General features: G+C 71.6%; 20 protein-coding genes and 1 pseudogene. 8 read left to right on the top strand and 13 right to left on the bottom strand.

Going from position 1 to position 26,911, the window contains the following annotated elements; translation table 11 throughout:
• Position 1: 1 nt before the first annotated feature.
• The 6 genes from ACFVXH_RS10875 to ACFVXH_RS10850 form a co-directional block, all read right to left on the bottom strand.
• The gene (locus ACFVXH_RS10875; RefSeq protein ID WP_074001856.1) at positions 2–973 is read right to left on the bottom strand and encodes a LuxR C-terminal-related transcriptional regulator; all 972 of its coding nucleotides are present in this window, start codon (positions 971–973) and stop codon (positions 2–4) included.
• Complete coding sequence (locus ACFVXH_RS10870; protein WP_074001857.1) at positions 966–1,925, bottom strand: hypothetical protein; 960 nt, start codon at positions 1,923–1,925, stop codon at positions 966–968. Before ACFVXH_RS10870 ends, ACFVXH_RS10875 begins: the two co-directional genes overlap by 8 nt.
• Positions 1,918–2,898, bottom strand: coding sequence for a helix-turn-helix domain-containing protein (locus ACFVXH_RS10865; protein WP_387822242.1), 981 nt, complete (start codon positions 2,896–2,898; stop codon positions 1,918–1,920). The genes ACFVXH_RS10870 and ACFVXH_RS10865 overlap by 8 nt, the downstream gene beginning before the upstream one ends.
• Positions 2,891–3,865 carry a LuxR C-terminal-related transcriptional regulator gene (locus ACFVXH_RS10860; RefSeq protein WP_387822239.1) on the bottom strand — a complete coding sequence of 325 codons (975 nt, stop codon included), beginning with the start codon at positions 3,863–3,865 and terminating at the stop codon, positions 2,891–2,893. Before ACFVXH_RS10860 ends, ACFVXH_RS10865 begins: the two co-directional genes overlap by 8 nt.
• The gene (locus ACFVXH_RS10855) at positions 3,855–4,844 is read right to left on the bottom strand and encodes a LuxR C-terminal-related transcriptional regulator (protein ID WP_049650416.1); all 990 of its coding nucleotides are present in this window, start codon (positions 4,842–4,844) and stop codon (positions 3,855–3,857) included. Before ACFVXH_RS10855 ends, ACFVXH_RS10860 begins: the two co-directional genes overlap by 11 nt.
• Positions 4,845–5,545: 701 nt before the next feature.
• Complete coding sequence (locus ACFVXH_RS10850) at positions 5,546–6,655, bottom strand: TDT family transporter (RefSeq protein WP_387822235.1); 1,110 nt, start codon at positions 6,653–6,655, stop codon at positions 5,546–5,548.
• A gap of 71 nt (positions 6,656–6,726) precedes the next feature.
• On the opposite strand from ACFVXH_RS10850, the gene ACFVXH_RS10845 reads away from it, so the two are divergent.
• On the top strand, positions 6,727–7,668 hold the full coding sequence (locus ACFVXH_RS10845) for a LysR family transcriptional regulator (protein WP_387822232.1): 942 nt from the start codon (positions 6,727–6,729) through the stop codon (positions 7,666–7,668).
• Positions 7,669–7,765: 97 nt separating this feature from the next.
• Positions 7,766–10,372, top strand: a complete 2,607-nt coding sequence (clpB, locus tag ACFVXH_RS10840) for an ATP-dependent chaperone ClpB (RefSeq protein ID WP_049650413.1) — start codon at positions 7,766–7,768, stop codon at positions 10,370–10,372.
• 120 nt (positions 10,373–10,492) lie between these two features.
• Here clpB and ACFVXH_RS10835 read toward each other — a convergent pair whose 3' ends face one another.
• Positions 10,493–10,774 carry a helix-turn-helix domain-containing protein gene (locus tag ACFVXH_RS10835; RefSeq protein WP_074001862.1) on the bottom strand — a complete coding sequence of 94 codons (282 nt, stop codon included), beginning with the start codon at positions 10,772–10,774 and terminating at the stop codon, positions 10,493–10,495.
• Positions 10,775–11,213: 439 nt separating this feature from the next.
• Between ACFVXH_RS10835 and ACFVXH_RS10830 the strand changes: the two genes are divergently transcribed.
• A complete protein-coding gene (locus ACFVXH_RS10830) occupies positions 11,214–11,771 on the top strand; it encodes a YbjN domain-containing protein (RefSeq protein WP_049650411.1) in 558 nt (185 codons plus the stop codon).
• 129 nt (positions 11,772–11,900) lie between these two features.
• Positions 11,901–13,067, top strand: coding sequence for a pyridoxal phosphate-dependent aminotransferase (locus ACFVXH_RS10825; protein WP_387822227.1), 1,167 nt, complete (start codon positions 11,901–11,903; stop codon positions 13,065–13,067).
• 28 nt (positions 13,068–13,095) lie between these two features.
• On the opposite strand, the gene ACFVXH_RS10820 is transcribed toward ACFVXH_RS10825, so the two are convergent.
• The 6 genes from ACFVXH_RS10820 to ACFVXH_RS10795 form a co-directional block, all read right to left on the bottom strand.
• The gene (locus ACFVXH_RS10820) at positions 13,096–14,427 is read right to left on the bottom strand and encodes a sigma factor-like helix-turn-helix DNA-binding protein (protein ID WP_387822224.1); all 1,332 of its coding nucleotides are present in this window, start codon (positions 14,425–14,427) and stop codon (positions 13,096–13,098) included.
• 27 nt (positions 14,428–14,454) lie between these two features.
• Positions 14,455–15,054, bottom strand: coding sequence for a hypothetical protein (locus ACFVXH_RS10815; protein ID WP_387822221.1), 600 nt, complete (start codon positions 15,052–15,054; stop codon positions 14,455–14,457).
• Positions 15,051–16,715: a DEAD/DEAH box helicase family protein gene (locus tag ACFVXH_RS10810; protein WP_387822218.1), complete on the bottom strand. Its 1,665-nt coding sequence runs from the start codon at positions 16,713–16,715 to the stop codon at positions 15,051–15,053. The genes ACFVXH_RS10815 and ACFVXH_RS10810 overlap by 4 nt, the downstream gene beginning before the upstream one ends.
• Positions 16,712–19,054: an ATP-binding protein gene (locus tag ACFVXH_RS10805; protein ID WP_387822215.1), complete on the bottom strand. Its 2,343-nt coding sequence runs from the start codon at positions 19,052–19,054 to the stop codon at positions 16,712–16,714. The genes ACFVXH_RS10810 and ACFVXH_RS10805 overlap by 4 nt, the downstream gene beginning before the upstream one ends.
• A 397-nt stretch (positions 19,055–19,451) precedes the next feature.
• Positions 19,452–20,225, bottom strand: a complete 774-nt coding sequence (locus ACFVXH_RS10800; protein ID WP_387822212.1) for a very short patch repair endonuclease — start codon at positions 20,223–20,225, stop codon at positions 19,452–19,454.
• Positions 20,222–21,514: a DNA cytosine methyltransferase gene (locus ACFVXH_RS10795; protein WP_387822209.1), complete on the bottom strand. Its 1,293-nt coding sequence runs from the start codon at positions 21,512–21,514 to the stop codon at positions 20,222–20,224. The genes ACFVXH_RS10800 and ACFVXH_RS10795 overlap by 4 nt, the downstream gene beginning before the upstream one ends.
• 176 nt (positions 21,515–21,690) lie before the next feature.
• Here ACFVXH_RS10795 and ACFVXH_RS10790 point away from each other — a divergent pair, with 176 nt between their 5' ends.
• The 4 genes and pseudogenes from ACFVXH_RS10790 (at position 21,691) to ACFVXH_RS10775 (ending at position 26,525) form a co-directional block, all read left to right on the top strand.
• Complete coding sequence (locus tag ACFVXH_RS10790) at positions 21,691–22,401, top strand: Eco29kI family restriction endonuclease (protein WP_387822206.1); 711 nt, start codon at positions 21,691–21,693, stop codon at positions 22,399–22,401.
• Between the two features lie 852 nt (positions 22,402–23,253).
• A pseudogene (locus tag ACFVXH_RS10785) lies at positions 23,254–23,679 on the top strand (aminotransferase class I/II-fold pyridoxal phosphate-dependent enzyme); the annotation flags it as partial.
• A 513-nt stretch (positions 23,680–24,192) separates the two neighbouring features.
• Positions 24,193–24,723, top strand: coding sequence for a DUF2617 family protein (locus tag ACFVXH_RS10780; RefSeq protein WP_049650409.1), 531 nt, complete (start codon positions 24,193–24,195; stop codon positions 24,721–24,723).
• Between the two features lie 155 nt (positions 24,724–24,878).
• The gene (locus ACFVXH_RS10775) at positions 24,879–26,525 is read left to right on the top strand and encodes a polyamine aminopropyltransferase (protein ID WP_259316660.1); all 1,647 of its coding nucleotides are present in this window, start codon (positions 24,879–24,881) and stop codon (positions 26,523–26,525) included.
• Positions 26,526–26,911 lie beyond the last annotated feature (386 nt).

Raw genomic sequence — 26,911 nt, 5'->3', positions numbered from 1 at the left:
GCTACCCACCGGGCTCCCCCGCCCGGGCTCCCCGCATCTGCCAGCCCAACTGGAACAGCGTCTCCGCGTCGTACAGCTCACGCAGCCGGGCGATGTGACCGGCGACGGTGCGTTCGCTCAGCCCCAACCGGCTGGCGATCGCCCGCTGCGTGAGGCCGCGGGCGAGCAGCCGCCCGACCTGCTCGTGGGCGGCGGGTTCCGTCGACGTGGCCGCCAGGTCGACCCAGTCCACGACCTGCGCCTGCCGCCACTGTTGTTCGAAGACCCCGACCAGGTACGTGACGGTCGCGGGATCCTCCACCACCGCAGCGGCCCTGTTGTCGGGGGCGGCCGGGATCAGGGCGACGGTTCGGTCGAAGATGAGGGTCCGGCTGAAGGCCGCGTCGAGGACCCGGATCCGCGAACCGAGCTTCGTGGTCTCCGCCGCGTACTCGACCTGATCCCGGTCCAGCCTGGCCTGCGGTTGGTAGATCGTGCGCACCGAGCCACCGCGCTCGATGTAGCGGCACGTCTGCGCGAGGCTGTCCTCCCGCTGAGCCGGAGGATGGAACCTGCCCGGCTGGGCGGTCAGGCATTCGTGCGGATAGTCCTTGATGAGCTGGGATAGCAGGTGCCGGATCTCCACCATGCCCGCCACCTGCCGGACGCCACTCGCCACGTCCCTACGACGCGGAGCCGCGTCGTAGGCCTGGGTGAGGTCCTCCAGCAGATCCGGGAGACTGGCTGCCCTGGCGAGCAGACGGCTGCTCTCCTCCCGTAGGTCGGCGCCCAGACGCTCGCTCACGGCCCGGGGGTTGATCGCGCTGTAGACGCCGTCGGCCGCATGCAGAACCAGGAAGCCGAGGTCGGCGAGCTGCCTGACCCCCGCTTCGTCCTGCGCTCGGACCTCACTGACACGGAGCCGGCCGCCGTCCCGGAGGATCTCCCGGTAGAGCTCCCGGGCGGCGGCGTCCGGCAGGTCGGCGTCAGACATCGCGAGCCCCCCGCATCCGCCAGCCCAGTTGGAACAGCGTCTCGGCGTCGTACTGATCCCGCAGCCGCGCGATGTGGGCCGCGACCGTCCGCTCGCCCAGGCTCAACCGGGTCGCGATCGCCCGCTGGGTGAGCCCCCGCACGAGTAGGCGTCCCACCTGCTCGTGCGCGGCGGGTCCGGCGGAGCCACCGGCCAGGGCTGCCCAGTCCACCACCGTGGCCCGAGCCCACTGCTGATCGAAGACCCCTACGAGGTAGGCCACCATCGCGGGGTCCTCCACGACGGCGACGACCGTGTTGTCGGGGGCCGCCGGGATCACGGCCACGGTGCGGTCGAAGATCAGGGTTCGGGTGAACGGCCCGTCCAGCACCCGGATCGGGGCTCCGACCTGCGTCGACCCTCGCGCGAACTCGACGGTGGGCATGTCGGCGCAGGCCGTCGGCTCGAAGATCGTGCGTATCGCGCCTCCCGCCTCGATGTAGCGACGGCTCTGCTCCAGCGAGTCCTTCATGTGCTCCGGCGGACGGGCACCGCCGGGTTGGGCACCGAGGGCCTCGTGCGGATAGTCCTTGACCAACTGCGAGACCAGGTGCCGGATCTCCGCCATGCCCGTCAGCCGACGGACGCCTCCACCCGACTCGCTCCGACGCGGTGCGGCGTCGTAGGCCTGGGTGAGGTCGTCCAGCAGATCCGGAACGAGCGCGGCCCGGGCGAGCAGGCGGGCGCTCTCCTCCCGCAGGTCCACGCCGATGCGCTCGGCCACGGACCGGGGGTTCACCGCGCTGTAGGCGCTGTCGGCGACGCGGAGGACGAGCAGTCCCAGGTCGGCGAGTTGTCTGACCGTCGGCTCGTCCTCGGGACGGATGTCGGCGACGTGGAGGCGGCCGCCGTCCCTGAGGATCTCCCGGTAGAGCTCCCGGGCGGCGGCGTCCGGCAAGTCGGCGTCAGGCATCGTGGGCTCCCCGCATCTGCCAGCCCAGCTGAAACAGCGTCTCGGCGTCGTACTGCTCCCGCAGCCGGGCGATGTGGCCGGCCACGGTCCGCTCGCCCAGGCCCAGGCGGGTGGCGATCGCGCGCTGGGTGAGGCCCTGGGCGAGCAGTCGGGCGATCTGCTGATGGCTGGGCGAGTCGGCGGAACCGGCGGCCAGGGCAGCCCAGTTGACTCCCTCGGCGCGCTGCCAGAGCTGCTCGAAGGTGTCCACCACGAAGGACACCATCGCCGGGTCGTCGACCACGGCGGCGCTGGTGTGATCGGGAGCGGCCGGGATGACGGCCACGGTGCGGTCGAAGACCAGGAAGCGTGCGAACGGGACGGCGAGGATCCGGGTGGTGCAGCCGAGCAGGGCGACCTCGGCGGCGAAGCGGACGGTCGGCGGGTCCAGTCTGGCCGAGGCCTCGTAGAGCGAGCGCACGGTGCCACCGCGCTCGTGGACGCGGCGGGCGCGGTCGAGGGAGTCGGGTAGCAGTTCGGCGGGACGGGGGCCGCCGGGCTGGGCGGTCATCGTCTCGTCGGGGAACTCCTGGGCCAGCAGTTCCAGTTCGTGCCGGATGTCCTCCTTCGCCGTGAGGTAGCGGACTCCGGCCGGGCCGCTCCGCCGTTTCGGGGTCGCGTCGTAGGCGCGGGTCAGTTCGCCCATCAGCTCGGGCAGTTGCTCGGCCTCCACGAGCAGGCGGGCGCTCTGTCGGCGGATCTCGGTGCCGATCCGCTCCGTGGCCGCCCGCGGGTCGACCGCGCTGTACGCCGCGTCCTGCAACTGCGGCACCAGCAGCCCGAGTTCCACCAGCCGTCGGAGCGCGGGACCGTCCTCCGCGCCGACCTCGGCCGACCGGACCCGGCCGCCCTCGCGCAGGACGGCGAGGTAGAGGGCGCGGGCGGCGGCGTCCGGGAGGGCGGCGGAGAGCGGGGTGGCGGGGGTGTCAGTCATGGTGTTCTCCGCGGAGCTGCCAGCCGAGGTGGAAGAGGCTGTGGGCGCCGTAGCGGTCGCGCAGCCGGGAGATGTGGGCGGCGACGGTGCGTTCGCTCACGCCGAGCCGGGTGGCGACGGCCCGTTGGGTGAGGCCGCGGGCGAGCAGTCGGCCGATCCGGACGGTGGTGACGGACGGCGGGTCGAGGTGGCGGTCGGCGGGGGTGGCGCGGGCCCAGTCGCGTTCGAACTGGGCGACCAGGTAGGCGACGGTGGTGGGGTCGGTGAGGAAGGCGGCCCGGTTGCGGTCCTCGTCGGCGGGGATGACGGCCACCGCGCGGTCGAAGACCAGTACCCGCTCGTACGGTTCGGCGAGGACGCGGACCTGGGCGCCGTGCCCGGTGCGCAGCGCGACCTGGCTCCGTACGGCGGGGTCGGCGAGGGTGACCGGCTGGTAGACGGTGCGCAGTGAGCAGCCGCGGCGGAGCAGCGAGAGGTCCTGGGCGAGGGCCATCCGGAGGGCTTCGAGGGGACGCGGTCCGGGCTGGGCGGCGAGGACCTCCTCCCGGCATTCCGAGACGAGTTCGCCGACCCGCCGGCGGACTTCGGCGGCGTCGTCGACGGTGCCGGCCGCGGGATCGCCGGTACCGGGATCGCCTGCACCGGGGTGGACAGCCGGGAGGTCGACGCCCGGGTGGCGGGCGGCGTCGTAGGCGCGGGCCAGTGGCCCGAGGGTGCCCGGGAGCCGCTCGGCGTGCCGTAGCAGGCGGAGGGCGCGGGTGCGCAGTTCGAGGCCGATCCGGTCGCCGAGGGCGCGCGGGCTGGCGGCGGTCCAGCCGGTGGCGGTGGGGGTGAGCAGGCCGCGGGCGACGAGGGCGGCCAGGGTGGGGCGGTCGGCGGGGGCGAGGTCCTCGGGGCGCAGTCGGCCGCCGCCCCGGACGGCGGTGAGGTAGAGCGCCCGCTCGGCCGGGCCCGGCTCATCGGTCATCGCGGGAGCCTCGCATCAGCCAGCCGAGTTGGAAGAGGGTCTGGGCGCCGTAGCGGTCGCGCAGCCGGGAGATGTGGGCGGCGACGGTGCGTTCGCTCAGGCCCAGCCGGGTGGCGACGGCGCGCTGGGTGAGGCCGCGGGCGAGCAGCCGGCCGACCCGGTCGGGGATGGTGCGGGCGGGTGTCTGGCCGGGGGCGGCGGCGCCGGCGGTGTCGGCGCGGGCCCAGTCGCGTTCGAAGGTGCCGACCAGGTAGGTGATGGTGGCCGGGTCGGTGATGAAGGCGGCGGTGCTGTTGTCGTCGTTGGCGGAGATCACGGCGACGGTCCGGTCGAAGACGATCAGCCGCTGGAAGGGCTCGTCGAGCACCCGGATGAGCGAGCCGTGCCGGGTGACCTCCTCGGCGTAGGCGAGGGCGGGCGGGTCGGCGAGGGCGACCGGCTGGTAGATGGTGCGCAGCGAGCAGCCGCGCCGGAGCAGTTGGACGTCCTGGAGGAGGGCGACCTGGAGGGTGTCGGCGGGCCGGTGGCCGGGTTGCGCGGTGAGGACCTCGGAGCGGCAGTCGGAGACCAGTTGGGAGATCCGCTGGCGGATGTGGACGTGCCCCTCGACGTGGACGGCGCCGCCGGCCCGGTCGGTCGGCCGGGGCATCGCGTCGTAGGCCCGGGTGAGGCCGTCGAGGGCGCCCGGGAGGTTCTCCGCGCGGACCAGCAGCCGGGTGGCCTCGCTGCGCAGTTCGGCGCCGAGGCGGTCGCTGACCGAGCGCGGGCTGACGGCGGTGTAGCAGCGGTCCATCCGGTTGACCATCAACAGGCCGATGTCGATGAGCTGTTGGAGCGCGCCCCGGTCGGCGTCCGCGACCTCGCCGGTGGGGACGCGGCCGCCCTCGGCGATGATGGCCAGGTAGAGCTGCCGGGCGGCCTCGTCGGGCTCCTCGCCCACCGGTCCCTGCTGCGGTGTGACCGCCGGTTCCGCCGTCACGTCGCACTCTCCCTGCCGGACGCCTCTCCCCTGGTGCTGCCCCTGTTCCTCGCCGCGCGGGCCGCGGCACCGGTGGGCCGGGCGGGCTCGCGGTGCCGGTGGGCGGTACGGCGTGATCATGGATCAGGCGGTCACGGTACCGGGTGGGACGGCGGACCCCCGGGCCCGGGTGCCGTCGCACGCCGGGTCGTCCGGGGGCCGCCATCGGTACGCCAATGCCAAGGCGCTCCCGTCGAGGCGGAGCAGCAACGCCTCGACGGGTCCGGCCGGGAGGCCATCACCACACATGGTCCCGGCCGGCGCCCTTCCCCCCCGTTCCACCGGTGCGGGTTGTCGCACCTGCGGTCAGTTTCGAAGAGCGAGTCGCCACCATCAGGCTGCGGTTGCCTGGACGACTTGGCGTGCCTCCACCCTCACAGCGTGACGGCCGGTGAACAAGTGCCGCCCGAGTGCATGTTCGCGCAATTGCAGCTATCTGCATCCGGGGGCGGCCGCGGGCGGTTCGGGCGGTGGGGCGGATTCCGGTGGGAACCCGGGCCTGGAAGGGGAGTCGGCGCCGACCGGCACTTCCGCCGGGCGGCTGTGCGCGGTCGTCCCGGCCGTGCACGTTCCTGCATCCGCGGCGTGCTCCTGAGCCGTACCGTCCGCGCGCGGGGACGGGCCCCGCACCACGCGGACGGCCGCCCCGGGCGACGGGCTTCTCAGCGGGCCAGCAGCCGCCCCCGCGCGAGCCCGGCCGCAGTGCCGCCCGCGGCGAGCACCCAGGCGGACGCGAGCAGCAGGTAGAGGCCGACGGCCAGCGCGCTGAAGCCCGCGAAGCCGGTGTGCCGGGCGAGCGCGGAGGCGCCGGTGACGCAGGTGCCGACCGGGAAGGTGTACGCCCACCAGGTCATCGCGAACGGCATCCCGGCCCGGCGGGCCCGCAGGTTGGCGGCGAGCGCGACGGCCAGCCAGAGCATCGCGACGCCGATCACCGCCACGCCGTACAGCTCGGCGAGGTCGGTCATGGCGGGGGCCAGCGCGGGCAGTACCGGGCGGGCGGCGTCGGCGAGCTGGTGGACCGCGGTGACGGACTGGCCGAGCGGGCCGAGCACCAGGAACAGCGTGGGGGTGAGCGCCAGGGCGGGCAGCCTGCTGTGGAACAGCCCGGTGAACACCACCGGCAGCAGCACCAGGGTGGCCAGCAGGCCGACGCCGAACAGCGCCCAGCAGCCGTACAGCATGGCCTGCTGGGCCGTTCCGGCCGGCAGGTGCGGGACGAGCGCCGGGCCGCAGGCGGAGGCGACCAGCGGGGCGACCACCGGCAGCAGCCAGGTCGGGTTGGCCTCCAGGGCGGAGACCCGGTGCCGGGTGATCATCAGGTACGGGATGCCGCCGGCCACGGCCAGCGCGTACACGGTGCCGAGGCTCCACAGCACCGCGTCCAGGGCGACCGCCGGGCCGGTGCCGATGACCCGGGAGCCGAGCAGCAGGGTGCCCAGTCCGACCGAGAGCAGCGCCATCGGCGGGCAGCCGTAGAAGACCGCGGTCGCCGGGTTGTCCAGCAGCTGGGCGCGGGCCGCCTCGCGGTGCCGGGTGAGGTGGACCAGCCGGGCCCCGGCCAGCACCAGCAGGGCGGCCAGCGCGAGCGCCCACAGCACCTCGCCGAAGCCGGTCAGCCCGGGCGGCCGCACCGGCAGGACGGCGGCGCCGTTCGCCAGGATCGCGGTGCCCATCACGGCGGCGTACCAGTTGGGGCCGAGCTGGGCGAGGTCGGGCCGGCGGCGGGCGGCGGGGCGGGCGAGGGGTCGGATACCGGCCAGAGTGGACATGCTCCCACCGTCGCCCGGAGGGCCCGGCGGCCGGTAGCGCCGGGGCTTCTATGGGGGCATAGCCTGGATCTATGCCCCTCTCCTCGCACGTCCCCGAACTCGGCGCCCTGGAACTGCTGCTCGCGGTGGCCCGGCTGGGCAGCGTCGGACGGGCGGCGGCCGAGCTGGGCGTCAGCCAGCCGACCGCCAGCGCCCGGATCAAGGGCATGGAGCGGCAGATCGGCGTCGCGCTGCTGGACCGCTCGCCCCGGGGCAGCCGGCCGACCGAGGCGGGCCGGCTGGTGGTCGAGTGGGCCCGGCAGGTGGTGGAGGCGGCGCAGGCGCTGGACGCCGGGATCGACGCGCTGCGCGAGCGGCGGGACGCCAAGCTGCGGGTGGTGGCCAGCCTGACCGTCGCCGAGTACCTGATGCCCGGCTGGCTGCTGGGCCTGTCCGAGGCCAGCCCGGGCACCGCGGTGACGCTGCGGACCGCGAACTCGGCGGAGGTCGCCGGGCACGTCCTGGCCGGGGACGCCGACCTCGGCTTCGTCGAGGGCCCGTCCACCCCGCCCGGGCTGGCCGGCGCGGTGGTGGCGGCGGACCGGCTGGTGGTCGTGGTGGCGCCCGGCCACCCGTGGGCGCGCCGCCGCGCCCCGCTGACCGGGGCCGAGCTGGCGGCCGTCCCGCTGGTGCTGCGCGAGCCCGGCTCGGGCACCCGGGAGGTACTGGAGGCGGCCCTGAAGCCGTACGGGGGCGCGGTGCGGCCCCGGATGGAGCTGGCCTCGTCGACCGCGCTGAAGGCGGCGGCGATGACCGGGGCGGGGCCGGTCTGCCTGAGCGAGCTGGCCGTGGTGGAGGAACTGGCCACCCGGCGGCTGGTCGAGGTGCCGCTGGTGGAGGAACTGGACCTGCGGCGGCCGCTGCGCGCGGTCTGGCCGGCCGGGCAGCGGCCGAGCGGGCCGGCCCGGGAGCTGCTGGGGCTGACCCGGCGGCCCGTCGGGCGTCCGGCGGCGCGCCGGCTTCCCCCGGCCTGAAGAAGCCCTGTCCGGGAAAGGTTGAGCGGAATAGACTCAACTTAGTGCATGCTGTACGTAGCAGTAGTGAAGGACGACCAGGGAGGACCCCCCAGCAGTGGACGCCAGCAAGTTCACCACCAAGACGCAGGACGCCCTGTCCGCCGCGATCCGGCAGGCGGGCACGGCCGGCAACCCGGACGTCAGGCCGGTGCACATCCTGATCGCCCTGCTGGAGCAGCCCGAGGGCATCGCCCGGCCCCTGCTGGAGGCGGTCGGCGCCGACGTCGCCCGGGTCGACGCCGAGGCCCGCCGCCAGGCGGCCGCGCTGCCCAGCGCGATGGGCTCGACGGTCTCCGCGCCGCAGCTCGCCCGGGACACCATCGCGGTGCTCACCGAGGCCGGCAAGCGCGCGAGCGACCTCGACGACCAGTACGTCTCCACCGAGCACCTGATGGTCGGCCTGGCCGCCGAGGGCGGGCAGGTGGCCGAGCTGCTGGTGCAGCAGGGCGCCACGCCGAAGGCGCTGCTCGCCGCGTTCAAGGACGTCCGGGGCAGCGGCCGGGTCACCTCGCCGGACCCGGAGGGCACCTACAAGGCGCTGGAGAAGTACGGCACCGACCTCACCCAGGCCGCCCGGGACGGCAAGCTCGACCCGGTGATCGGCCGCGACCACGAGATCCGCCGGGTGGTCCAGGTGCTCTCCCGCCGGACCAAGAACAACCCGGTGCTGATCGGCGAGCCCGGCGTCGGCAAGACCGCCGTGGTCGAGGGCCTGGCCCAGCGCATCGTGGCCGGCGACGTGCCGGAGTCGCTGCGCGGCAAGCGGCTGGTCTCGCTGGACCTCAGCGCGATGGTCGCGGGCGCCAAGTTCCGCGGCGAGTTCGAGGAGCGGCTGAAGGCCGTCCTGAACGACATCAAGGCCTCCGACGGCCAGGTCGTCACCTTCATCGACGAGCTGCACACCATGGTCGGCGCGGGCGCCGGCGGGGACTCCGCGATGGACGCGGGCAACATGCTCAAGCCGATGCTGGCCCGCGGCGAGCTGCGGATGGTCGGCGCCACCACGCTGGACGAGTACCGCGAGCGGATCGAGAAGGACCCGGCCCTGGAGCGCCGCTTCCAGCAGGTGCTGGTCGGCGAGCCCAGCGTGGAGGACTCGATCGCCATCCTGCGCGGCCTCAAGGGCCGGTACGAGGCGCACCACAAGGTGCAGATCTCGGACGCCGCCCTGGTCGCCGCGGCCACCCTGTCCAACCGCTACATCACCTCCCGCTTCCTGCCCGACAAGGCGATCGACCTGGTCGACGAGGCGGCCTCCCGGCTGCGGATGGAGATCGACTCCTCCCCGGTCGAGATCGACGAACTCCAGCGCTCGGTCGACCGGTTGCGGATGGAGGAGCTGGCCCTGGAGAAGGAGTCGGACCCGGCCTCGGTCGACCGGTTGGCCCGGCTGCGGCGCGACCTCGCCGACCGGAACGAGCAGTTGAGCGTGCTCACGGCCCGCTGGGAGCAGGAGAAGAAGAGCCTCAACCGGGTCGGCGAGCTCAAGGGGCGGCTGGACGACCTGCACGGCGCGCTCGAACGCGCCCAGCGCGACGGGGACTTCGAGCGGGCGTCCAAGCTGATGTACGCCGAGATCCCGGCCGCCGAGAAGGAGCTCACCGACGCCCAGGAGCGGGCCGCCGACCAGGACGCCTCCGCCTCGATGGTCAAGGAGGAGGTCGGCCCGGACGACGTGGCCGACGTGGTCGCCTCCTGGACGGGCATCCCGGCCGGCCGGCTGCTGGAGGGCGAGAGCGCCAAACTCCTGCGCATGGAGGAGGAGTTGGGCCGCCGCCTGATCGGCCAGAAGGAGGCCGTGCAGGCCGTCTCGGACGCGGTGCGGCGCACCCGCTCCGGCATCGCCGACCCGGACCGCCCGACCGGCTCCTTCCTCTTCCTCGGCCCGACCGGCGTCGGCAAGACCGAACTCGCCAAGGCCCTGGCCGACTTCCTGTTCGACGACGCCCGGGCCATGGTCCGGATCGACATGAGCGAGTACGGCGAGAAGCACTCGGTCTCCCGCCTGGTCGGCGCCCCGCCCGGGTACGTCGGCTACGAGGAGGGCGGCCAGCTCACCGAGGCGGTCCGCCGCCGCCCGTACAGCGTGGTGCTGCTGGACGAGGTGGAGAAGGCGCACCCGGAGGTCTTCGACGTCCTGCTCCAGGTGCTGGACGACGGGCGGCTCACCGACGGCCAGGGCCGCACGGTGGACTTCCGCAACGCCATCCTGATCCTCACCTCCAACCTGGGCTCGCAGTACCTCGTCGACCCGGCCACCCCGGAGGCCGAGAAGCGGGAGCTGGTGCTGGGCACCGTCCGGTCCGCGTTCAAGCCGGAGTTCCTCAACCGGCTGGACGACATCGTGGTCTTCGAGCCGCTGGGCACCGGCGAGCTGAGCCGGATCGTCGACCTCCAGGTGGCCCTCCTGGGCGAGCGGCTGCGGGAGCGGCGGCTCACCCTGGACGTCTCCGAGGCCGCCCGCGACTGGCTGGCGCTCACCGGCTACGACCCGGCGTACGGCGCCCGCCCGCTGCGCCGGCTGGTGCAGTCCGCGATCGGCGACCAGCTGGCCCGGGCGATCCTGTCCGGCGCGGTGCACGACGGGGACACCGTCGTGGTCGAGCGGGACGAGGAGGGCGACCGCCTCACCGTCCGCGGCCGGGGGCCGCTGGAGAAGTAGCACCGCCGGGCGTCCGGCGCACGGGCCGTTCCCTCCGCTCCGGCGGCGGGGGACGGCCCGTTCCGCGTCCCCGGCCCGGTTCGCGCCCCCGGCCCGTCTCGCGCCCCGGGCCGGACGCCGTCACTCCGCCGCCTGCCGCAGCAGCCGCCGCGTCCGGTCCCGCCGGCTGCGCGCCAGCCGGTGCAGTTCGGCCACCTGGGCGTCCGGCAGGTTCCAGGTCTGGGTCAGCAGCCGCAGCGTGGACACCCGCGGGCAGGACACCTCCCGTTCCAGGTCCCGGATCGACCGTACGCTCAGCCCGGTCGCCTCGCCCAGCTGCTCCTGCGTCATCCCCCGGTCCAGCCGGATGCTCCGCAGCAGCGCCCCGAGCGATGCGCCGTCCCCCGTCGCCGCTCCACCCACTCCTGTTCCCCCCTCAATTCCGGACAGTCCGCCTCAGGACAGCTCAACTCACCCGGCTGGGCCGGGATTTGACCGAAGCGATTTCCGTCGCACGCTAACCGCATCCGGCCCGCACGGCAGCCGAACCGGCGCGCCGGGCGCGTGACGTGGCTCACGCGTGCTCTCCGGACGGCCTCCACCCCGCCCCGCGCACCCTCCGTGACCGCCGCCCGCTCCACCCCCGCCGGAACCACCGGGGAACACGCGGAGGAAGCCCGGGAAGAACCGGGGAAGGACACCGGGAACGACACCGCGAAGAACGCCGCGAAGAACGCCGGACGAAGATCGACTCGCCCCTCGGCTGCCCCTGTGAGCGGAGCCCCGAATGAGGCAGGATGGGAGGTGGAAAGGGCGGCCTCTCATTGCCGGCCACCACGTGCACTGAGGAATGAGGACCCCCATGAGCATCGACCCGTCGTCCATCCCGTCCTTCGGCGTCCCCCAGGGCGGCCAGCCCGGCGGCCAGGGCGGGCGGCCGGCCGGCCCGCCGCCGATCATCGTCCCGGACCAGGGCCTGGTCACCCAGCTGCTGGACCAGATGCAGCTCAAGCACGTCGTGGACGAGGAGGGCGACCTCACCGCCCCCTGGGAGGGCTTCCGCGTCTACTACATGTTCCGCGGCGAGCAGAAGGAGCTCTTCGCGGTGCGCGCCTTCTACGACCGCGCGTACCCGCTGGAGAAGAAGGGCGAGATCCTCGACCTGATCGACGAGTGGAACCGCGAGACCCTCTGGCCCAAGGTCTACACCCACACCCACGAGGACGGCGTGGTCCGCCTGATCGGCGAGGCCCAGATGATCGTCGGCGCCGGCGTCAACCTGGACTACTTCGTCACCACCACCGCCAACTGGACCCAGGCCGCGGTCGGCTTCGAGCAGTGGATCGTCGAGCGCCTCGGCCTCCAGAACGAGATCGAGGGCGAGGACGGCGAGGGCGCCGAGGGCACCGACGAGGCCTGATCCCTCCCCGGTACCCCCCGCACCGCCCGTTCGGCCCGCCACCCGCCCCCGCGCCGGTGGCGGGCCGTTCTTGTCCCCGGCTCCCGGCTGACCCAGGATGGCCTGACAACGAGCCGTGAGGAGCCACCGATGGGTACCAGGCCACTGCTGAACCGCCGACTGGCCGGGATGGGCACGACGGTCTTCGCCGAGATGTCCGCCCTGGCCACGGCCACCGGTTCGATCAACCTCGGCCAGGGCTTCCCGGACACCGACGGGCCCGAGGAGGTCCGCGAGGCGGCCGTACGGGCCCTGCGCGAGGGCCGCGGCAACCAGTACCCGCCCGGCCCCGGCGTCCCCGAGCTGCGCACCGCGATCGCCGAGCACCAGCAGCGCTTCCACGGCCTCGCGTACGACCCGGACAGCGAGGTGCTGGTCACCGCCGGCGCCACCGAGGCCATCGCCGCCACCCTGCTGGCCCTCCTGGAGCCGGGCGACGAGGTGATCGCCTTCGAGCCGTTCTACGACTCGTACGCCGCCTGCATCGCGATGGCCGGCGCCACCCGGGTGCCGCTCACCCTGCGGGCCCCGTCCTTCCGCCCCGACCTGGACGAGCTGCGCTCGCTGATCACCCCGCGCACCCGGCTGCTGCTGATCAACACCCCGCACAACCCGACCGGCACCGTCCTCACCGCCGAGGAGCTCGCCGCCATCGCCGAACTCGCCGTCGAGCACGACCTGCTGGTCGCCACCGACGAGGTCTACGAGCACCTGGTGTTCGGCGCCGCCCACCACCCGATCGCCGCCCTGCCCGGCATGCGCGGACGCACCGTCAGCATCTCCTCGGCCGGCAAGACCTTCTCCTTCACCGGCTGGAAGGTCGGCTGGGTCACCGCGAGCCCGGACCTGGTGGCGGCCGTGCGCACCGCGAAGCAGTACCTCACCTACGTCAGCGCCGGCCCCTTCCAGTACGCCGTCGCCGAGGCCCTGCGGCTGCCGGACACGTACTTCGACACCCTCCGCGCCGACCTGCTGCGCAAGCGCGACCTGCTGGTCGACGGCCTCACCGCGGCCGGCTTCCGGGCCTTCACCCCCGAGGGCACGTACTTCGTCACCACCGACATCACCCCGCTCGGCGAGAAGGACGGCATCGAGTTCTGCCGTGCCCTGCCCGGCCGTTGCGGCGTCGTCGCCATCCCGAACGCGGTGTTCTACGACGACGTGGAGGCCGGCCGTAGCCTGGTCCGCTTCACTTTCTGCAAAAAGGACGAGGTCCTTCAGGAGGCCGTCGCCCGCCTGCGGCGCTTGGTGTCCTGAGCTCACGCGACCCGCGTCTCGACGGCGTTCACCTCCGGCTGCCCGGCACGGCGGCCGGCGGCCGCCGTGCCGGGCAGGTCTCCGGCACGCAGCCGTGACCGACGCGCGCGGTGCCGTCGTCGAGGCGGAGAAGGACGGCAAGCACGCAACCATCGGCCACCCTGAGTTCGAGCGCGTGGCGGCGCAAGCTGGAGATCTGGGCGCTGCTGGTGCCACGCCGGACGACGAGCGGCGAGTGGCCGCCGGGAGTCGTGAACGCGCGGCTCATCGGGGCCCTGCGCAGCCCGAGCCGCCAGGTCAGCCATGTGTGCACGTTGACACCGCTGCCGCGCAGGATGTCCCCGTTGACAGGGATTCGCATGCCGAGGACCTCGCCTTCAACGGCCATCGTGTCCGGCTGGACCGGTTCTTCCTCCTCGAAGTGGCGAGCGCCGCGGGAAACGAGATCGACCAAGCCGTCGAGGGTCTCGCCGAGCTGGTCACTGAGCAGGCACTGCTTCAGACGCCATGGGGTGACCGGGTACAGCTCCGTCACCTTGGCGAAGAGGTGTGCCCGGGAGAGGGGACCCGACTCAGTGACCACCGAGACCATCGCCTCCACTGCAGTGGCGTACGGGGATGCGCGCAGGTGCGTCCACTCGACCAGGGCCCAGGTGCCCTCGGGACGGATCTGCCGGAAGCGGTCATCACGGCGCAGTGCCTCCCGTACGGCCGCAGCGGTCGTCGCGGCCATCGGGGCGAGCAGCTCGTCGGCCCGACACGGGCGCCCGGTCTCCAGCAACCATAGGTACGCCGCGTCACGTCCCCGTGCTTTGCGGCGGACCCAGTCCCCATCGGGGCTCAGAGCGAGCCGCGACGAGGAGTGGCTCAGCAGCCAGTGCAGAGGGAGCCCTGCGGGCAATCCGGCCCCGGAAGCCGCATGGCTGAGGTCATCGCCCCGGAAGGGCGCGGCGTCAACCAGACGACGTAGGGCTCCGTCCAGCACCCCCGGATCGGCGCTCCACCATCCCCGCAACGGCCCCGCCCACGTCCGCGGCACAGCCAGCCCCGCCGCTGCCAGCAGCTCGTCCAGCAACACGTGGTCGACGGTCCCGAGCGTGGCAGCGTAGTACCCCCGCGGGGCGGCCACGCCCGCACCCATCGCGCGCAGGCTCTCCCGCCAACCGTTTTGGACCATGTCCGCCATCACCACGAGCCGCTTTCGCGTCCCGCTCTGAATCTGACGCACGCGCTCGCGGCTCAGCCCCAGCGGCGCCCCGACCTCGTCCAGAGTCCGGCCCTTGGATCGGCCCGCGATGACGGCTCGCTCACGCTCATCAAAGACCCCGGACTCCCACGCCCTGACCAGCCATTCGCCCATCGACCACTCATCCCCCATCGAAACCTCTCACAGCTCGCTGAAGTAGACGACCCGCACACCGAGGAACTCAGCCATGCGCTGGTGCTCCTCTTTCTTCTCCGGCGACACAGGGTTGCGGAACGGATCGACGACGCAGATCGTCCAGGGCCAGGTCTCGCCAGTGGATCGATCGAGGATGGCGGGCCACACGAGGTGCTTGAGGTTCGCCGCCGTGCCAGCCACGAAGTGCTGCTCCTCGTCCTCAGTCCCGATTTCGCGGATTTTCGCGCGCATCGGCTTCTGTTGCGTGGTGTCCGGAATGACCTCCCAGCTGGGTCCGTACGTCGCCACGACCATCTGCTCGAGCGTCGCCGCCGGCCGGGTCACATACTTGGCGTACTTTCCCTCGCCACGCCTCGCCCTCTCGTACTCCTTCATGGGACAGTCCTTCAGCCACGGGCGGATGTTGGCCTGCTGCCCCACGAATCCGAGGAGGCGGCCGCCGATCTCCGGATCCTCCGTCCATTCCTGGTACAGGCGAGTGCGGTCCGCGTCCTGAAGATGCGGCCACTGAGCCTCATCGGCCTGGGCGTAGATCCGCGTAACCACGGCCTTCTCAACAGCGGACGGGATCTTGTAGTCAGTCACAGTATTCCTTTCGGCAGGGGGAACTGGAGGCGGACTTCGTCCGCCGCGGTCTCAAGGTCGGCGGCGTCCTGGATCCACATGTCCATGAGAGAGCCGACCGTCTCGTCCTGGAACTCGATACGGGAGACGTACGGGAGTTCCAAATGCTCGGTCTTCTCAGCCTCCAGCGTCCGGCGCAGGTTCAGCACCGCCGCGGCGCGACGGATGTCGGTGACGAAGTCGAGGACCTTCAGAGCCTTCTTGCCAGGGCTCAGACGCAGCCCCCGGCCCAGCTGCTGCACGAAAATCCTTCGACTGTGGGTGACGCGAAGGAACGCGATCAGATTCACGTCGGGCACGTCGACACCCTCGTTGAACACGTCCACGCAGGTGATCGCCGGTACACGGCCGAGACGGAACTCATTCAGCAGGACATCGCGGTGACGTTTCGACAAACCACTATGCAGATGTGAGGCGTTGGCCCACGCGGAGTCCGAGACAGCGAGAAGACCCGCCATGTGCTCGGCGTGCTCGATGGTCTGGCAGAACACGATGGCCCGGGGTTCGACGGTCTCCCGCCAGGTCTCCCGCAGGTGCTCGACGATCTCCTCGTCCCGCTGGGGAAGGAACAGGCGCCGATTGAGGTCCTTGATCGAGTAACCATGACGACTGATGTCCTGGACCGCGTCCCAGTCGACGCCGTCCGCGTACAGCTTGTAGTCGACGGCCGACAGGTAGCCCGCCGCCATACCCTCAGCGATTCCCATCTTGAAGCTGGGCCGTCCGAAGCGGGCGGTGATGTCGAACTTGTCGCCACGCCAAGGCGTGGCGGTGACTCCGAATCGCCCTGCAGCCCCACACAGATCGAGGAGTTTCGCAAACCTGCCGGTCTCGGCGACGTGGTGGGTCTCGTCGATCATGATGAGGTCGGGCTCGTAGCCCGCGCGTACGGCGGCCAGCGCGGACTCGACGGTCGCGACGACGACACCGTCGAGGGCCCTGGGCTTATTCTCCCCGGTGAGGAGGCGGGTCGGCACACCCTTCGGGATGTGCCGCCACAGCGCCTTCTCGAGCTGACCCACCAGGTCGCGCATGTGTGCGACGACCAGAACACGCGCGTCTGGACGCGAGGCGAGGAAGTTGCCGATGACTTCCCCACCGACGACCGTCTTGCCCAAACCCGTCGCCAGGACCAGCAGCGCCGTCCCCGCCGCGTCGAGGTCCCGCTCAATCGCAACCACGGCCTGTTCCTGGTAGGGCCGCAGGGCATAGGAGGCGGGTACGCGGTCCGGCATTCGCTCACCGATGGCGCGCAGGGTGGCCCCGTGCCACAGGGTGATGTCGACGCCGATCCCCGCCAGTGCCTGGCGCCGCGCCTGAGCCGACGCGGTGATGTCGGTGTTGGTGACCAGGACGGCCTTGTCGGCACGGTAGTGGGTACGGGCGCGCTCGAGGTCGTCGATGCCGGCGTGGTCGGCGGTGCCGTGCGCCTTCCACTTGCTTTGGAAGACCCACTGCTCCTGGTCGCGGACCGCGAGCAGGTCGGCGCCCTGGTCGTGGGCGCCGTCGATGACACGGACGTCCTGAAACCCGAGGTGCCACAAGGTTCGTTCGAGCGCCTTGGTCAGACCCTCAGGGCCACCGTCGCGGAGTTCGGCAGCCGTCAGGAACGCGGCGCTCACTCCTCACCCGCCAGTTCGTCACGCAGGAGGGCGATGCTCAGGCGAGCGCGCCGCAGCTGCGGTGCGGTGGCCTCGCCCACGAAGGTGCCGAGCGTCGCGACATCCGCGAGGCAGCCCGTGACTCGGGCCAGACTCAGGGCCTTTGCGGATGGCGAGGACACCCCGGTGTACGGGCCACGGAAAGCGGCGCCATCCATGAACGTCGCCGGCATCGCTTCGACAAGCCGGACCAGGGCCAGCGCGGGAACGTGGTGGACGAACCCGGAGTCGAGGCCGAGACGGCCGAGGAGACCAAGACGTCCGGCGGCGATCATCGCCTCCTCGGTCGCGGTCTTCTCTTCCTTGGAGAGGTGGCCGTAGGCAGGCGTGTGGCCGCCGCTACGGTCGAGGGCCTCGGCCACACGCTCGCGGATCTCCCCGAGGAGGTCTCGGGCCTCCGCGCCGACGGTGGTGCCGTCGAGCGCGCTGTCCTGCAGGGACTCGGCGCGGATCGCGGCGACGAGCTGCGACGGGCTCCAGTCGGAGCGCGCCCGCACTTTCAGGACGGCGGCCAGGTCGACCAGGAGGAGATCGGCGTAGTCCATGCCGAAGCGACGGAACGCGGCGTGCTCGGAGTCCACAAGAGCGGTGACCTCATTGCCCGACCGCTGGTCGAGGAGGACCGGAACGTGCAGCTCGTTGTCGTCGCGAAGCCGCTCGCCCGACTTCAGAAGCAGGGTCCGCACCTTCAGGTAGCCGAGTTCGGGGTGCCCGAACGGTCGACTCAGGTAGGCGTGTGGCGACGCCGCGTCCTCGTACCGAGCCAGGCGCTCGCTACGGGTCTCCGACCTCTCCTTGATCGCCACAGGCTGGGCGGCCACGGTGGCGACAGCCCCGGCCCCGGGCTTGGCGGTACCGGTGGCGGGAATGTCGACGGGCATGCCGAGCGCGCCCAGAACCGCCTGCTCGTCGGGCTGGACCGGCACGCTGGCGATCGTCCTCGCCTCCTTGCCCTGCTTCTTGATCTCCTCATGCCGCAGGACCGCCTGCCACCAGTGCTCGTCGGTCTGGAACTCGGAGACGCCCGCCTGGAACTTTCGGCCCCAGTCCCGGGTATCCGCGTGGACCGGCTTGTTTCCATCGCCCGGGACGAGGCACCGGAGACCCGCGTCGTTACGGCGGAAGCCCTTGAACAACAGGCCCAGCGGGCTCTCGTTCTCCGTGTAGCCGAGCTTCCGGGCACGCTGAGGCTGGAGTGGGGCCACGCCGCGTAGTACCTCCAGGGCGGTGAGCCAGCTGCGATCCCCGTACTCGAAAGCGTCCTTCTGGTAGGTCACGGGGACGTGGTCGAGGTGGATCTCGCCGATGAGGCGGCCGCCCTGGTGGGCGAGCTCGACCGGGTACTCTGGCTCCTCGTTCCCCGCGATCCCGTCGGGGTTGTTCCAGGTGAAGAGCTGCTTGTCCCAGCGCAGGATCTTCCGGCCGTTGCGCAGGAAGTCGATCCCGTAGTCGGTCTTGTCGAGGTAACGCTGGACGCCGAGCCAGCCGTGGATCCGGCGCTCGCGCACCGACAAGTTGCCGCCGTCACAGACCGAGCAAACCTCGCCCGACCCGATCTGCCACTCTCCACAGTCGCGGCAGGCGATCCCGTCCTGGAGCTTCTCGTCGATCGGGATGTACGCGGGAATCCGCTCCTTGCCGTTGTAGAGCACGTAACGGTCATCGCCCCAACGGCAGTGACGGACCGGCTTGACCTCCCTTCCGCCGACGTAGAGCTCGAAGGGGTGCTCCGTGAGGATCCACGAGTACACCGAGCCCAGGATGTTCCGAAGTGAGGCGCCGTTGCGCCGCAGCCAGTCCGCGCGCGTCACATGCAGACGGTCGACGATGATCCTGGTGCCGTGCTGGGACGGGTCACTCTTCGGCTCGGTGATGTCCTTCGCCTCGAAGTCGTCCTTGATCTGGTCAAGGTCGATCTCGACGCCGATCCAGTCCGGGTCGCCCGCTCTGGTCGTGAGGACTCGAGTCCGACGGCCGAGACGGGCGGTGGAGATGTTGAAGCCCATGCCGAAGAGACCGAGCTTGTCATGCATGTCGTTGCCGGACCAGCCTGCCCGTACCGCGCGCGCGAGGCGGTCCCGTGACATGCCCCGACCGGTGTCGCGGACCTCCAGAACACCCTTCGGGGACGACGGCAGGGTCACGCTCACCGTGAAGCCGTCGGGCCACTCCACCCCCGAGCGAAGGATGTCGAGGAAGTCGTCGAAGGGGTTGTCGATGAGCTCGGCCAGGCACTGCCACTCGTCGAAATCGATCTCACCCAGCATGCTCAGCACACGGGAAGAAGGGGTGATCTTCACTCCGGCGGAACCCTCCTGAAGGATTGGGACGCTGTCACGGCGGCTGCGGCGTACCTGGGCACGGCGAAGCCACCCGACTCCTATGAGTCGAGCGTTCAAGCATGAGGGTAGAGGGTGCGACCGACAATCCGGCCGGAGTTTGCGAACCGCCGCGAATCATGTGACCGCCGGGACGAGCGATATGGTGACGAACCCTTACGAATGGGCGTGATTCGGTCGCGGCTGGTCTGAGGGGTGCCCCTGCGACCACCGACGCTCTCGCGCGCCAGGCTCCCGACGTACGGCGCAGAGGCCTCCGGTGCGTCGTGTTCTCCGAACCGCGGGGTCATCCGGCCATCGAGATCCCGATGGGCGTCCCGGTCGAGGGCCCGCTCCCGACCGGGGACCGCGGCCCGGTTCACTGACCGCGCACCACCGCGATGACGCGCTGAGCGGCGTCAACGGGGTCCTCATGCTCCCAGACGCGGATGACCGTCCACCCTGCTTCGGAGAGGCGACGGTTCGTCTCCTCGTCCCGCGAGCGGTTGACCTCGATCTTGTCGCGCCAGAACTCAGGATTCCGATTCGTCGCCGGCCGATGATGCTCCGCGCACCCGTGCCAGAAGCAGCCATCCACGAACACCGCCACGCGGGCCTTCGTGAACACAAGGTCCGCGGTACGGCGCAGCTCAGGCAGCGGCCGTGTGGATACGCGGTACCGTAGCCCGTCACGGTGCAAGAGAGAACGGAGCCTGAGCTCAGGACCGGTGTCCTTGCCCCGGTTGCCGCGCATCGACGAACGGACCGCCTCCGACGAGGCCCACGAGCCCTGCGGAGCCGGTCGGGCGCCCACGAGCCCCTTCTCCACCGCCCGCTCCCACCCGGCGACGAGGTTCGCCGCTCTGGTGTCGTTGTCGACCGGCCCGAGGTACCTGGTCGGCGAACGGCCCTTGTCAGACCACCGCAAGTAGGCGCGGATGCGTCGAGTATTGGGCAACACCTTGAGTTCGACGGAGGCGAGAGCGTACCGCTCGTCATCCAGGCGAACATAGCGCCCCTGACGGCCGCCGGCCGCGCGATCCTGCTCCGCCCTCAGGGCTTCTCTACCGCGGCCGGCCCGACCCTTCCAGGCGCGCGTCGGCGGCGTCCGATCGTTCCAGCCGCTCTGCCCGGCACGTCGCGTATCGGTCACGACCGCGATTCCACATCGTCCAGTGCCGCGTAGATGGCCTTCGCGAAGACCTCCCCCAGGCGTACCGGCACGGCGTTTCCCAGCTGACGCATCCGCTCCCCGCGCGGCCCCATCAGATTCCACTCGTCACCGAACGTCATGACGCGGGCGGTCTCCCGGACGGTCATGTACCGATGGATCTGTTCCAGGCCCCCTGTCTCCGGGTTCGGCGCACGCTTATCCAGGAGCATCACGGACTCGCCGCCCGGGACGCCGTGCACGCCCGCCTTCACGGTCTTCGCCGGGTGGTCGAGCACGTTCGGCGTGTGCCCCTGGTAGATCCTTGCACCCGGCCATCCGACGTGGTCCGCGAAGCCCTGCGACGTCTTCTTGTCCAATTTCTTCAAGTCGATCTCGGGCAAACCCACCAACGCGTCCCTCAGTGTCAGCCACGGCGCCAGAGACTCCTCGCCGTCGATCAGCAGCTCTTCCTGCCCATACTGGCGCTCGACAGCCTGACGGACACGCTTCTCGACGTTTCGGTGCCGATCCCAGTAGGTGTGGTCAAGGAAGGACCGGATCAAAGACCGCTTCGAGTGTGTCTCCTTGACCGCCTCTTCGAACTTCCCGCGATCCACACCGAGGTCGGCCCGAAAAGCCACGAGGATGACGCGATTCCGAATCTGCGGCACCCCGTAGTCGGCGGCGTTCACAGGGAACTCGAGGACCTCGTACCGACGCGTCGGATCCGTGTCCTTCGCGTCCAGCCGCTCCCGCAGCCGCCGATCGTGCTCCTGCCACGTCGCGCCGGCGCGCTCCACGAAGGGCAGCTCCAGCTCACGCTTGATGTACTCGAAATACGGGGCGAAGGACTGACGCAGCAAGCCGCGGACATTCTCGCAAAGGACCGCCTTCGGCCTGATCTCCCGCACGGCCCGGAACATCTCGGGAAACATGTTCCGCTCGTCCTCGTCTCCCCTGGCGACGCCGCCGAGACTGAACGGCTGACACGGGGGGCCACCAGCCAGGAGATCGACCTCGTGCTCGCCCAGGTGGGTCATGTTCAGCTTGCGGACATCACCCATGACTAGCGGAGTCCTGTGCTCGTCGGTCCTCTCCTCCCCCTCCTTCAGCTCTTCCGGCACCGGAGGAGACGACCCTTCCGGGTACGCCACGAAGTCGTTCGCCTTCAACGTCTCGCACGCCCACTTCGCGTACTCATTCACGAGGAGATGGCGGAAGCCGGCGTTCGTGCCAGCCTGCACCAGCCCACCGCCCCCGGCGAACAGTTCGACCGACGTCCGTGCCATGTTTCACGCTCCTAGCAGATCAGTACGGGTAGAACCATACCGCGGAGTTGGTGATCATGGCGCCATTCTGGCCAATACCTTCACCACGTGGCGGCTAGAGTTCCTTCGATGACCAACGTCTCCCCGACCGTCGCTGGCCGAGGCGGGGGACCGAGCCCAGCGGAGGAGCCCGTACCGTGACCGAATCCAGCGATCACGGTCGTCGGGATCCATCCGCAGAGTCCGGGCGCGACCGCATCTACGACCCGCTGCGACGCGAAAACCTCGGGCGGAGCGTGCTCTGGGCCCTGGTGTCGTCGAAGCCAGTACCCCTCGGCCACATACCCCACTTCCGTGGCTCCGGCATCTACGCCATCTACTACGCGGGACCTCACGAGCTGTATACGCCCATCTCCTCCACGAAGTGCGATGTGCCCATCTACGTGGGCAAGGCCGATCCAGAGGGAAGCCGCAAGGGCCAGAACGTGGGCGTGGCCTGGGAAGGCACCAAACTGCGGGACCGGCTCAGGCAGCACGCCCGCAAGATCGACAAGGCGCTTGACCTCGATCTCAGCGACTTCTTCGCGCGATACCTACCCGCCGATGATCTCTTCACGCCCATGGCTGAACGGCTGATGATCAGCGACCTACAACCCGCGTGGAACGTGGTGTTGGAAGGGTTCGGCGTCAACCGGCAGGGGTCAGGTCGCGAGGACAAGCAGCTTCGGCCGAAGTGGCACGAGGTGCACCGCGGTATCGCTTGGGCGGATGCCATGCCCGCGCAACGAGGGGGACCGGAGCCTTTGCGCGCGGCGATAGTCGCTCACTTGGAACGTCACGGCTCGGCTCCTTCCGCCTCCGACGGCGAAGCAGGTCAACCTGGCCTAACGGATCTCAGCCCGATCTGAGCGGACGTTGCCGACACGCGCACGGCCACGGACCTGATGCACCTGTACGCGGTCGTCTCCGAGTCCTCCATCCTGACCACGGTCGCCGCCACGCGCGATAGTTCGCCCTTGAGAACGAAACACGCCTGCGGTGACCGCAGATCAGGCCCCGACTCGCCCGACCTACGCAGCAGCGGCGGCGACCGCTGAGGGCCTGACACCGAGCCCGGCCCTGGCCGCGTTCAGTGCGGCTCGGGCGCGGGCGGCGCCGCCGCGGGTGACCGCCTCTCCTCCGCCGACTCCGACAGTTCGAGGTCCGAGGCCCGCGCAGAGGCCGCAGATGCCCGGTTGAGGCACCGGGTCGTGGCACTTGGCGCATTCGGCGTATCGGGCCACTGCGGGCCGCACAGCGGTCTGGACGAGTGGCGTCTTGCGCTGCAGGCGGTAGCGGAGCACCGCGACCGCCGAGCGCATCGGGGCAGGCAGGCCGGACAGCAGGGCCTGGGCGAGGTCGGCTTGGGTCGCGCCGCGCTCCAGCCACCGCGCGACGAGGGGCGCGAGTTTTCGGCTTCGGTCTGGCCGACCCGCAGGCGCGGCTCCGGGCGCATTACCCGGAACAGCGTGGCGACCGCCTCGCGGACCTGCTCGTCCGGCACCGCCACGGGCTGTTCCTCGGCCTCCTCGTGGTCTTCCTTTCTCCCTCCCGTCCTCGCGGACGGCTCGTCGGCAAGGACCGGCTCACCGGCTTGCTCGGCCGGGAGGGAGGCTTCTTTCACCAGGTCCTTTACAAAGGCGCCAGCACCGCCGGTGATCGCTTCACCGGAAAGCGGACGGGTGGCACCCGGCAGCGCCAGGTGCGGGGTGTCGTAGACGTGGGTCACCGCGAGCCCGGACCTGGTGGCGGCCGTGCGCACCGCGAAGCAGTACCTCACCTACGTCAGCGCGGGCCCCTTCCAGTACGCCGTCGCCGAGGCCCTGCGGCTGCCGGACACGTACTTCGACACCCTCCGCGCCGACCTGCTGCGCAAGCGCGACCTGCTGGTCGACGGCCTCGCCGCGGCCGGCTTCCGGGCCTTCACGCCCGAGGGCACGTACTTCGTCACCACCGACATCACCCCGCTCGGCGAGAAGGACGGCATCGAGTTCTGCCGTGCCCTGCCCGGCCGTTGCGGCGTCGTCGCCATCCCGAACGCGGTGTTCTACGACGACGTGGAGGCCGGCCGTAGCCTGGTCCGCTTCACTTTCTGCAAAAAGGACGAGGTCCTTCAGGAGGCCGTCGCCCGCCTGCGGCGCCTGTGAGGGGCCGCACGCCCCCTTTCACGCCCTTCTCCGCACCCTTCGAACAGGACTGCCCGCAGCCCGACACCAGTTCTGATGGATCATCAACTTCCTTGATCGGCTTGCTTGTTTGCCGCCACTGAGGCACGCTGGCCGACCCTCCGGGCACTCTCCCGCCGCCCTCCACGCCCCGCGTCTGGAGGGCGGCGGCGCGTGATGCGCCCGAACAGCGCACACCCGGCGCGCACGGCGCGCAATCCGGTGATAGGGGCGCGCGCTGTGCAGACTCGTACACGGGCTCGATCAGAGCCGGGAAGCAGGTGTGCTCGAAACGGTGAATGCTTGACAAAGTTGGGTAAATCACCGGCGGGCCCGACGTATTCGTGCTTCTCTGCTGCTGAATCTCCAGCCGGAATCCTTCCTTCCACGGTCGGCCGCGCCCAGGGCCGCACAGCCACGAACAGCCTCGCCATCGCCTAGGCCTACTCGGTGCTGCTCGGCGGGCGCGCACGGAGCTGAAACGCGGAGCCGAGCATGCTCACCACACTGCAGACCTCCTACACGGACACCCGCGCCGGTGACCTCGCCTGGTGCCTCGGCGGCGACCCGCTGCCCGCTCTCGCCGTCCGCGACCTGAGACTCGACGGAGGCGGCCGCCCGGGCGCGTCCGGCACCCTCCAGCTGCGCCTGCTGGGCGCCTCCCACCAGGTGGTGATCGACGCGGGCCCCGGCCGATGTCTGGAGACCGTCGCCTGCCTGCCCGGCCGCCGCACCCCGCTGCCGGCCCGGGTGGCCAAGCAGATCGGCGGCTGGGAGTACGAGTTCGCCGCCCGCATCGAGGCGCTGCCGCCGCACGACTTCGCGGCCCGCGCCCAGGAGCTGCTGGCCCTGGTCGAGGGGCACCCCCGGGGCCTCGCCGGGGTCTTCCCGGGCGACCCGAGCGCCTTCACCGCGCTGGTCACCCAGGGCGGCCCGGACCGGCTGCTGTGGCGCACCTGGCACGCCTACCCGCAGGAGGGGCAGCTGGTGTGCACCCGCTCCTCGCTGGTGGTGTCCGGGGCATGACCGCCCCCAAGTCCGGAGCGGGACACCGGTCCGGCCGTAGGCCGCCCAAGCCGGGCCTACGAATCGTACGCAGGAACGATTCGTCAATTCGACGTCGCTCACTGTCCGTCGGATGGGCGCAGCCATCCGTCCCGCACGTCCCCTAGCGTTTGTTCGTGATCAACCATCCGGCCGGTCCGCCCGCACGCCCGCGAGTGGACCTCGACGACGGCACCCCACCCCGGCCCGGGCGAGCCCACGCCCCACTCCTGCCCGCCCGCCGTCGGCCCCGGCTGCGCTCCCGACCACGGTTCGCCCGCCTGACCGTCCTGCTGGCCGCGTTCGTCTGCGCGGCCTGCGGACTCGTCTACGAGCTCGAACTCGTGGCGCTCGGCGACTACCTGCTCGGGGACACGGTCACCCAAACCTCCGTCGTGCTCTCCGTCATGGTCTTCGCGATGGGCCTCGGCTCCCTCCTCGCCAAACGGCTCACCAGCCGGCCCGCCACCGCCTTCGCCCTGGTCGAGTGCGCGCTCGCGCTCACCGGCGGACTCTCCGTCCTCGCCCTCTACTCCTGCTGGGCCTGGATCGGCCGCTACCAGGCCGCCATGGTCGGCCTCACCTGCCTGATCGGCATCCTCATCGGCGCCGAGATCCCCCTGCTGATGACCCTCATCCAACGGATCCGGCGCGAGGACGCCGGACGGGCCGTCGCCGACCTGTTCGCCGCCGACTACGTGGGTGCCCTGATCGGCGGCCTCGCCTTCCCGTTCCTGATCCTGCCCGGCCTCGGGCCCGGCGACGGAGCACTGCTCACCGGCGCCGTCAACGCCGTCGCCGGGGCGGCCGTGGTGCTCTGGCTGTTCCGCGAGGAACCCGCCCCCCGGATACGACGGCTGCTCTGGGGCGGCTGCCTGCTGGTGCTCGCCGTGCTCGCGGCGGCCGCGGCCGGCTCCGACGCCGTCGAACGCGCCGCCCGGCACGCCCTCTACGGCGACCAGGTCCGCTACGCGACCCGCAGCCGGTACCAGGAGATCGTGCTCACCGGCCCCGCCGAAGGCCCGCTCCGGCTCTACCTCGACGGCCGGCTCGCCGTCTGCGGACCCGACGAGTACCGGGGCAGCGAGGGCCTCGTCCACCCCGCTATGGCGGCCGGCCCGGACGCCCGGGTCCTGCTGCTCGGCGGCGGCGACGGACTCGCCCTGCGGGAAGTGCTGCGGCACCGGGGCGTCCGCACCGTCCGGCTGGTCGACGCCGACCCCGCCCTCCCCCGGCTCGCCCGCACCGACCCCGGGCTCGCCGCCCTCGGCGGCCGCTCCCTGGACGACCCCCGGGTCCGCACCACCGCCGCCGACCCGATGGCCTGGCTGCGCGGCGCGGGCGCCTCCGGCGGGGACGGACCGTACGACGTGGTGCTCGCCGACCTCCCGGCACCGGCCGACGGCGGACCGGTCAAGTTCCACTCCCAGGAGTTCTACGGCCTCGCCACCCGGCTGCTCTCCCCCGGCGGCCGGATCGCCGTCCGCGCCGGGAGCGACCTGGACGGCCTCTGGCAGATCGAGTCCGGCCTGCGGACGACGGGCCTGCAGACCGCCCCGTACGCCGTCCCGGGCAGCGCCACCGCCGCCTGCCGCCCCGGCCCGCCGGACGGCGCCCAGAACTTCCTCCTCGCCGCCGCCACCCGACCCCCGCTCACCCTCGCCCCCGACGCCCCGGCCCCCCGCGCCCTCACCCCCGACACCCTCCACGCCACCACCACCCGCCTCACCGCCCTCCGCCCCGCCCACCCCCCGGCCGCCCTCACCCTCCTCGGCCCCCGCTGAGGTCGCCGCTGAGCCGCGGCCCGGCCATCGTTGAGGCCGACAGCCGGGAACCCCCGCACCCGAACCCACGCCGCCGCTCCCACGGCCCTGCGGAGCCGCCACCGGCCGCACCCGACGCCCCGGGAAGAGCGGCCGGGGGAAGGCGGCCCCCGCCGGACACGGCAGGGGCCGCCCGGCATCCGCGAAGCGGGCCGAGGCGGGCAGAAGCCCTCCGCTCCCCGGGGTCCGCCCGCAGGCGGAGCGGTGATCGACTCGCCGCCCCCCATCGCCGCTGCGCGAGAAGTCGATCCAGCGACTCTGCTGGCGAAGTCGGTTGGGTTGGGCGTGGGACAGTAAGTGTCTGCCGGTCGGGGCGGGTTGACTGTCTGTGGGGGTGGGTCGTGTTG

The sequence above is a fragment of the Kitasatospora sp. NPDC058184 genome (assembly GCF_042883725.1).
Taxonomy (GTDB): Bacteria; Actinomycetota; Actinomycetes; order Streptomycetales; family Streptomycetaceae; genus Kitasatospora.
Note: the sequence above shows the minus strand (reverse complement) of the source record. Positions and strands in the feature narration are given on the sequence as shown.

What these genes read in the sequence shown, in the direction of transcription:
- ACFVXH_RS10845 (WP_387822232.1), top strand. Translation starts at nt 6,727, where the DNA reads ATGCCCCTCTCCTCGCACGTCCCCGAACTCGGCGCCCTGGAACTGCTG.
- ACFVXH_RS10830 (WP_049650411.1), top strand. Translation starts at nt 11,214, where the DNA reads ATGAGCATCGACCCGTCGTCCATCCCGTCCTTCGGCGTCCCCCAGGGC.
- ACFVXH_RS10870 (WP_074001857.1), bottom strand. Translation starts at nt 1,925, where the DNA reads ATGCCTGACGCCGACTTGCCGGACGCCGCCGCCCGGGAGCTCTACCGG.
- ACFVXH_RS10820 (WP_387822224.1), bottom strand. Translation starts at nt 14,427, where the DNA reads ATGGGCGAATGGCTGGTCAGGGCGTGGGAGTCCGGGGTCTTTGATGAG.
- ACFVXH_RS10825 (WP_387822227.1), top strand. Translation starts at nt 11,901, where the DNA reads ATGGGTACCAGGCCACTGCTGAACCGCCGACTGGCCGGGATGGGCACG.
- ACFVXH_RS10865 (WP_387822242.1), bottom strand. Translation starts at nt 2,898, where the DNA reads ATGACTGACACCCCCGCCACCCCGCTCTCCGCCGCCCTCCCGGACGCC.
- ACFVXH_RS10860 (WP_387822239.1), bottom strand. Translation starts at nt 3,865, where the DNA reads ATGACCGATGAGCCGGGCCCGGCCGAGCGGGCGCTCTACCTCACCGCC.
- ACFVXH_RS10850 (WP_387822235.1), bottom strand. Translation starts at nt 6,655, where the DNA reads ATGTCCACTCTGGCCGGTATCCGACCCCTCGCCCGCCCCGCCGCCCGC.
- ACFVXH_RS10875 (WP_074001856.1), bottom strand. Translation starts at nt 973, where the DNA reads ATGTCTGACGCCGACCTGCCGGACGCCGCCGCCCGGGAGCTCTACCGG.
- ACFVXH_RS10780 (WP_049650409.1), top strand. Translation starts at nt 24,193, where the DNA reads ATGCTCACCACACTGCAGACCTCCTACACGGACACCCGCGCCGGTGAC.
- ACFVXH_RS10795 (WP_387822209.1), bottom strand. Translation starts at nt 21,514, where the DNA reads ATGGCACGGACGTCGGTCGAACTGTTCGCCGGGGGCGGTGGGCTGGTG.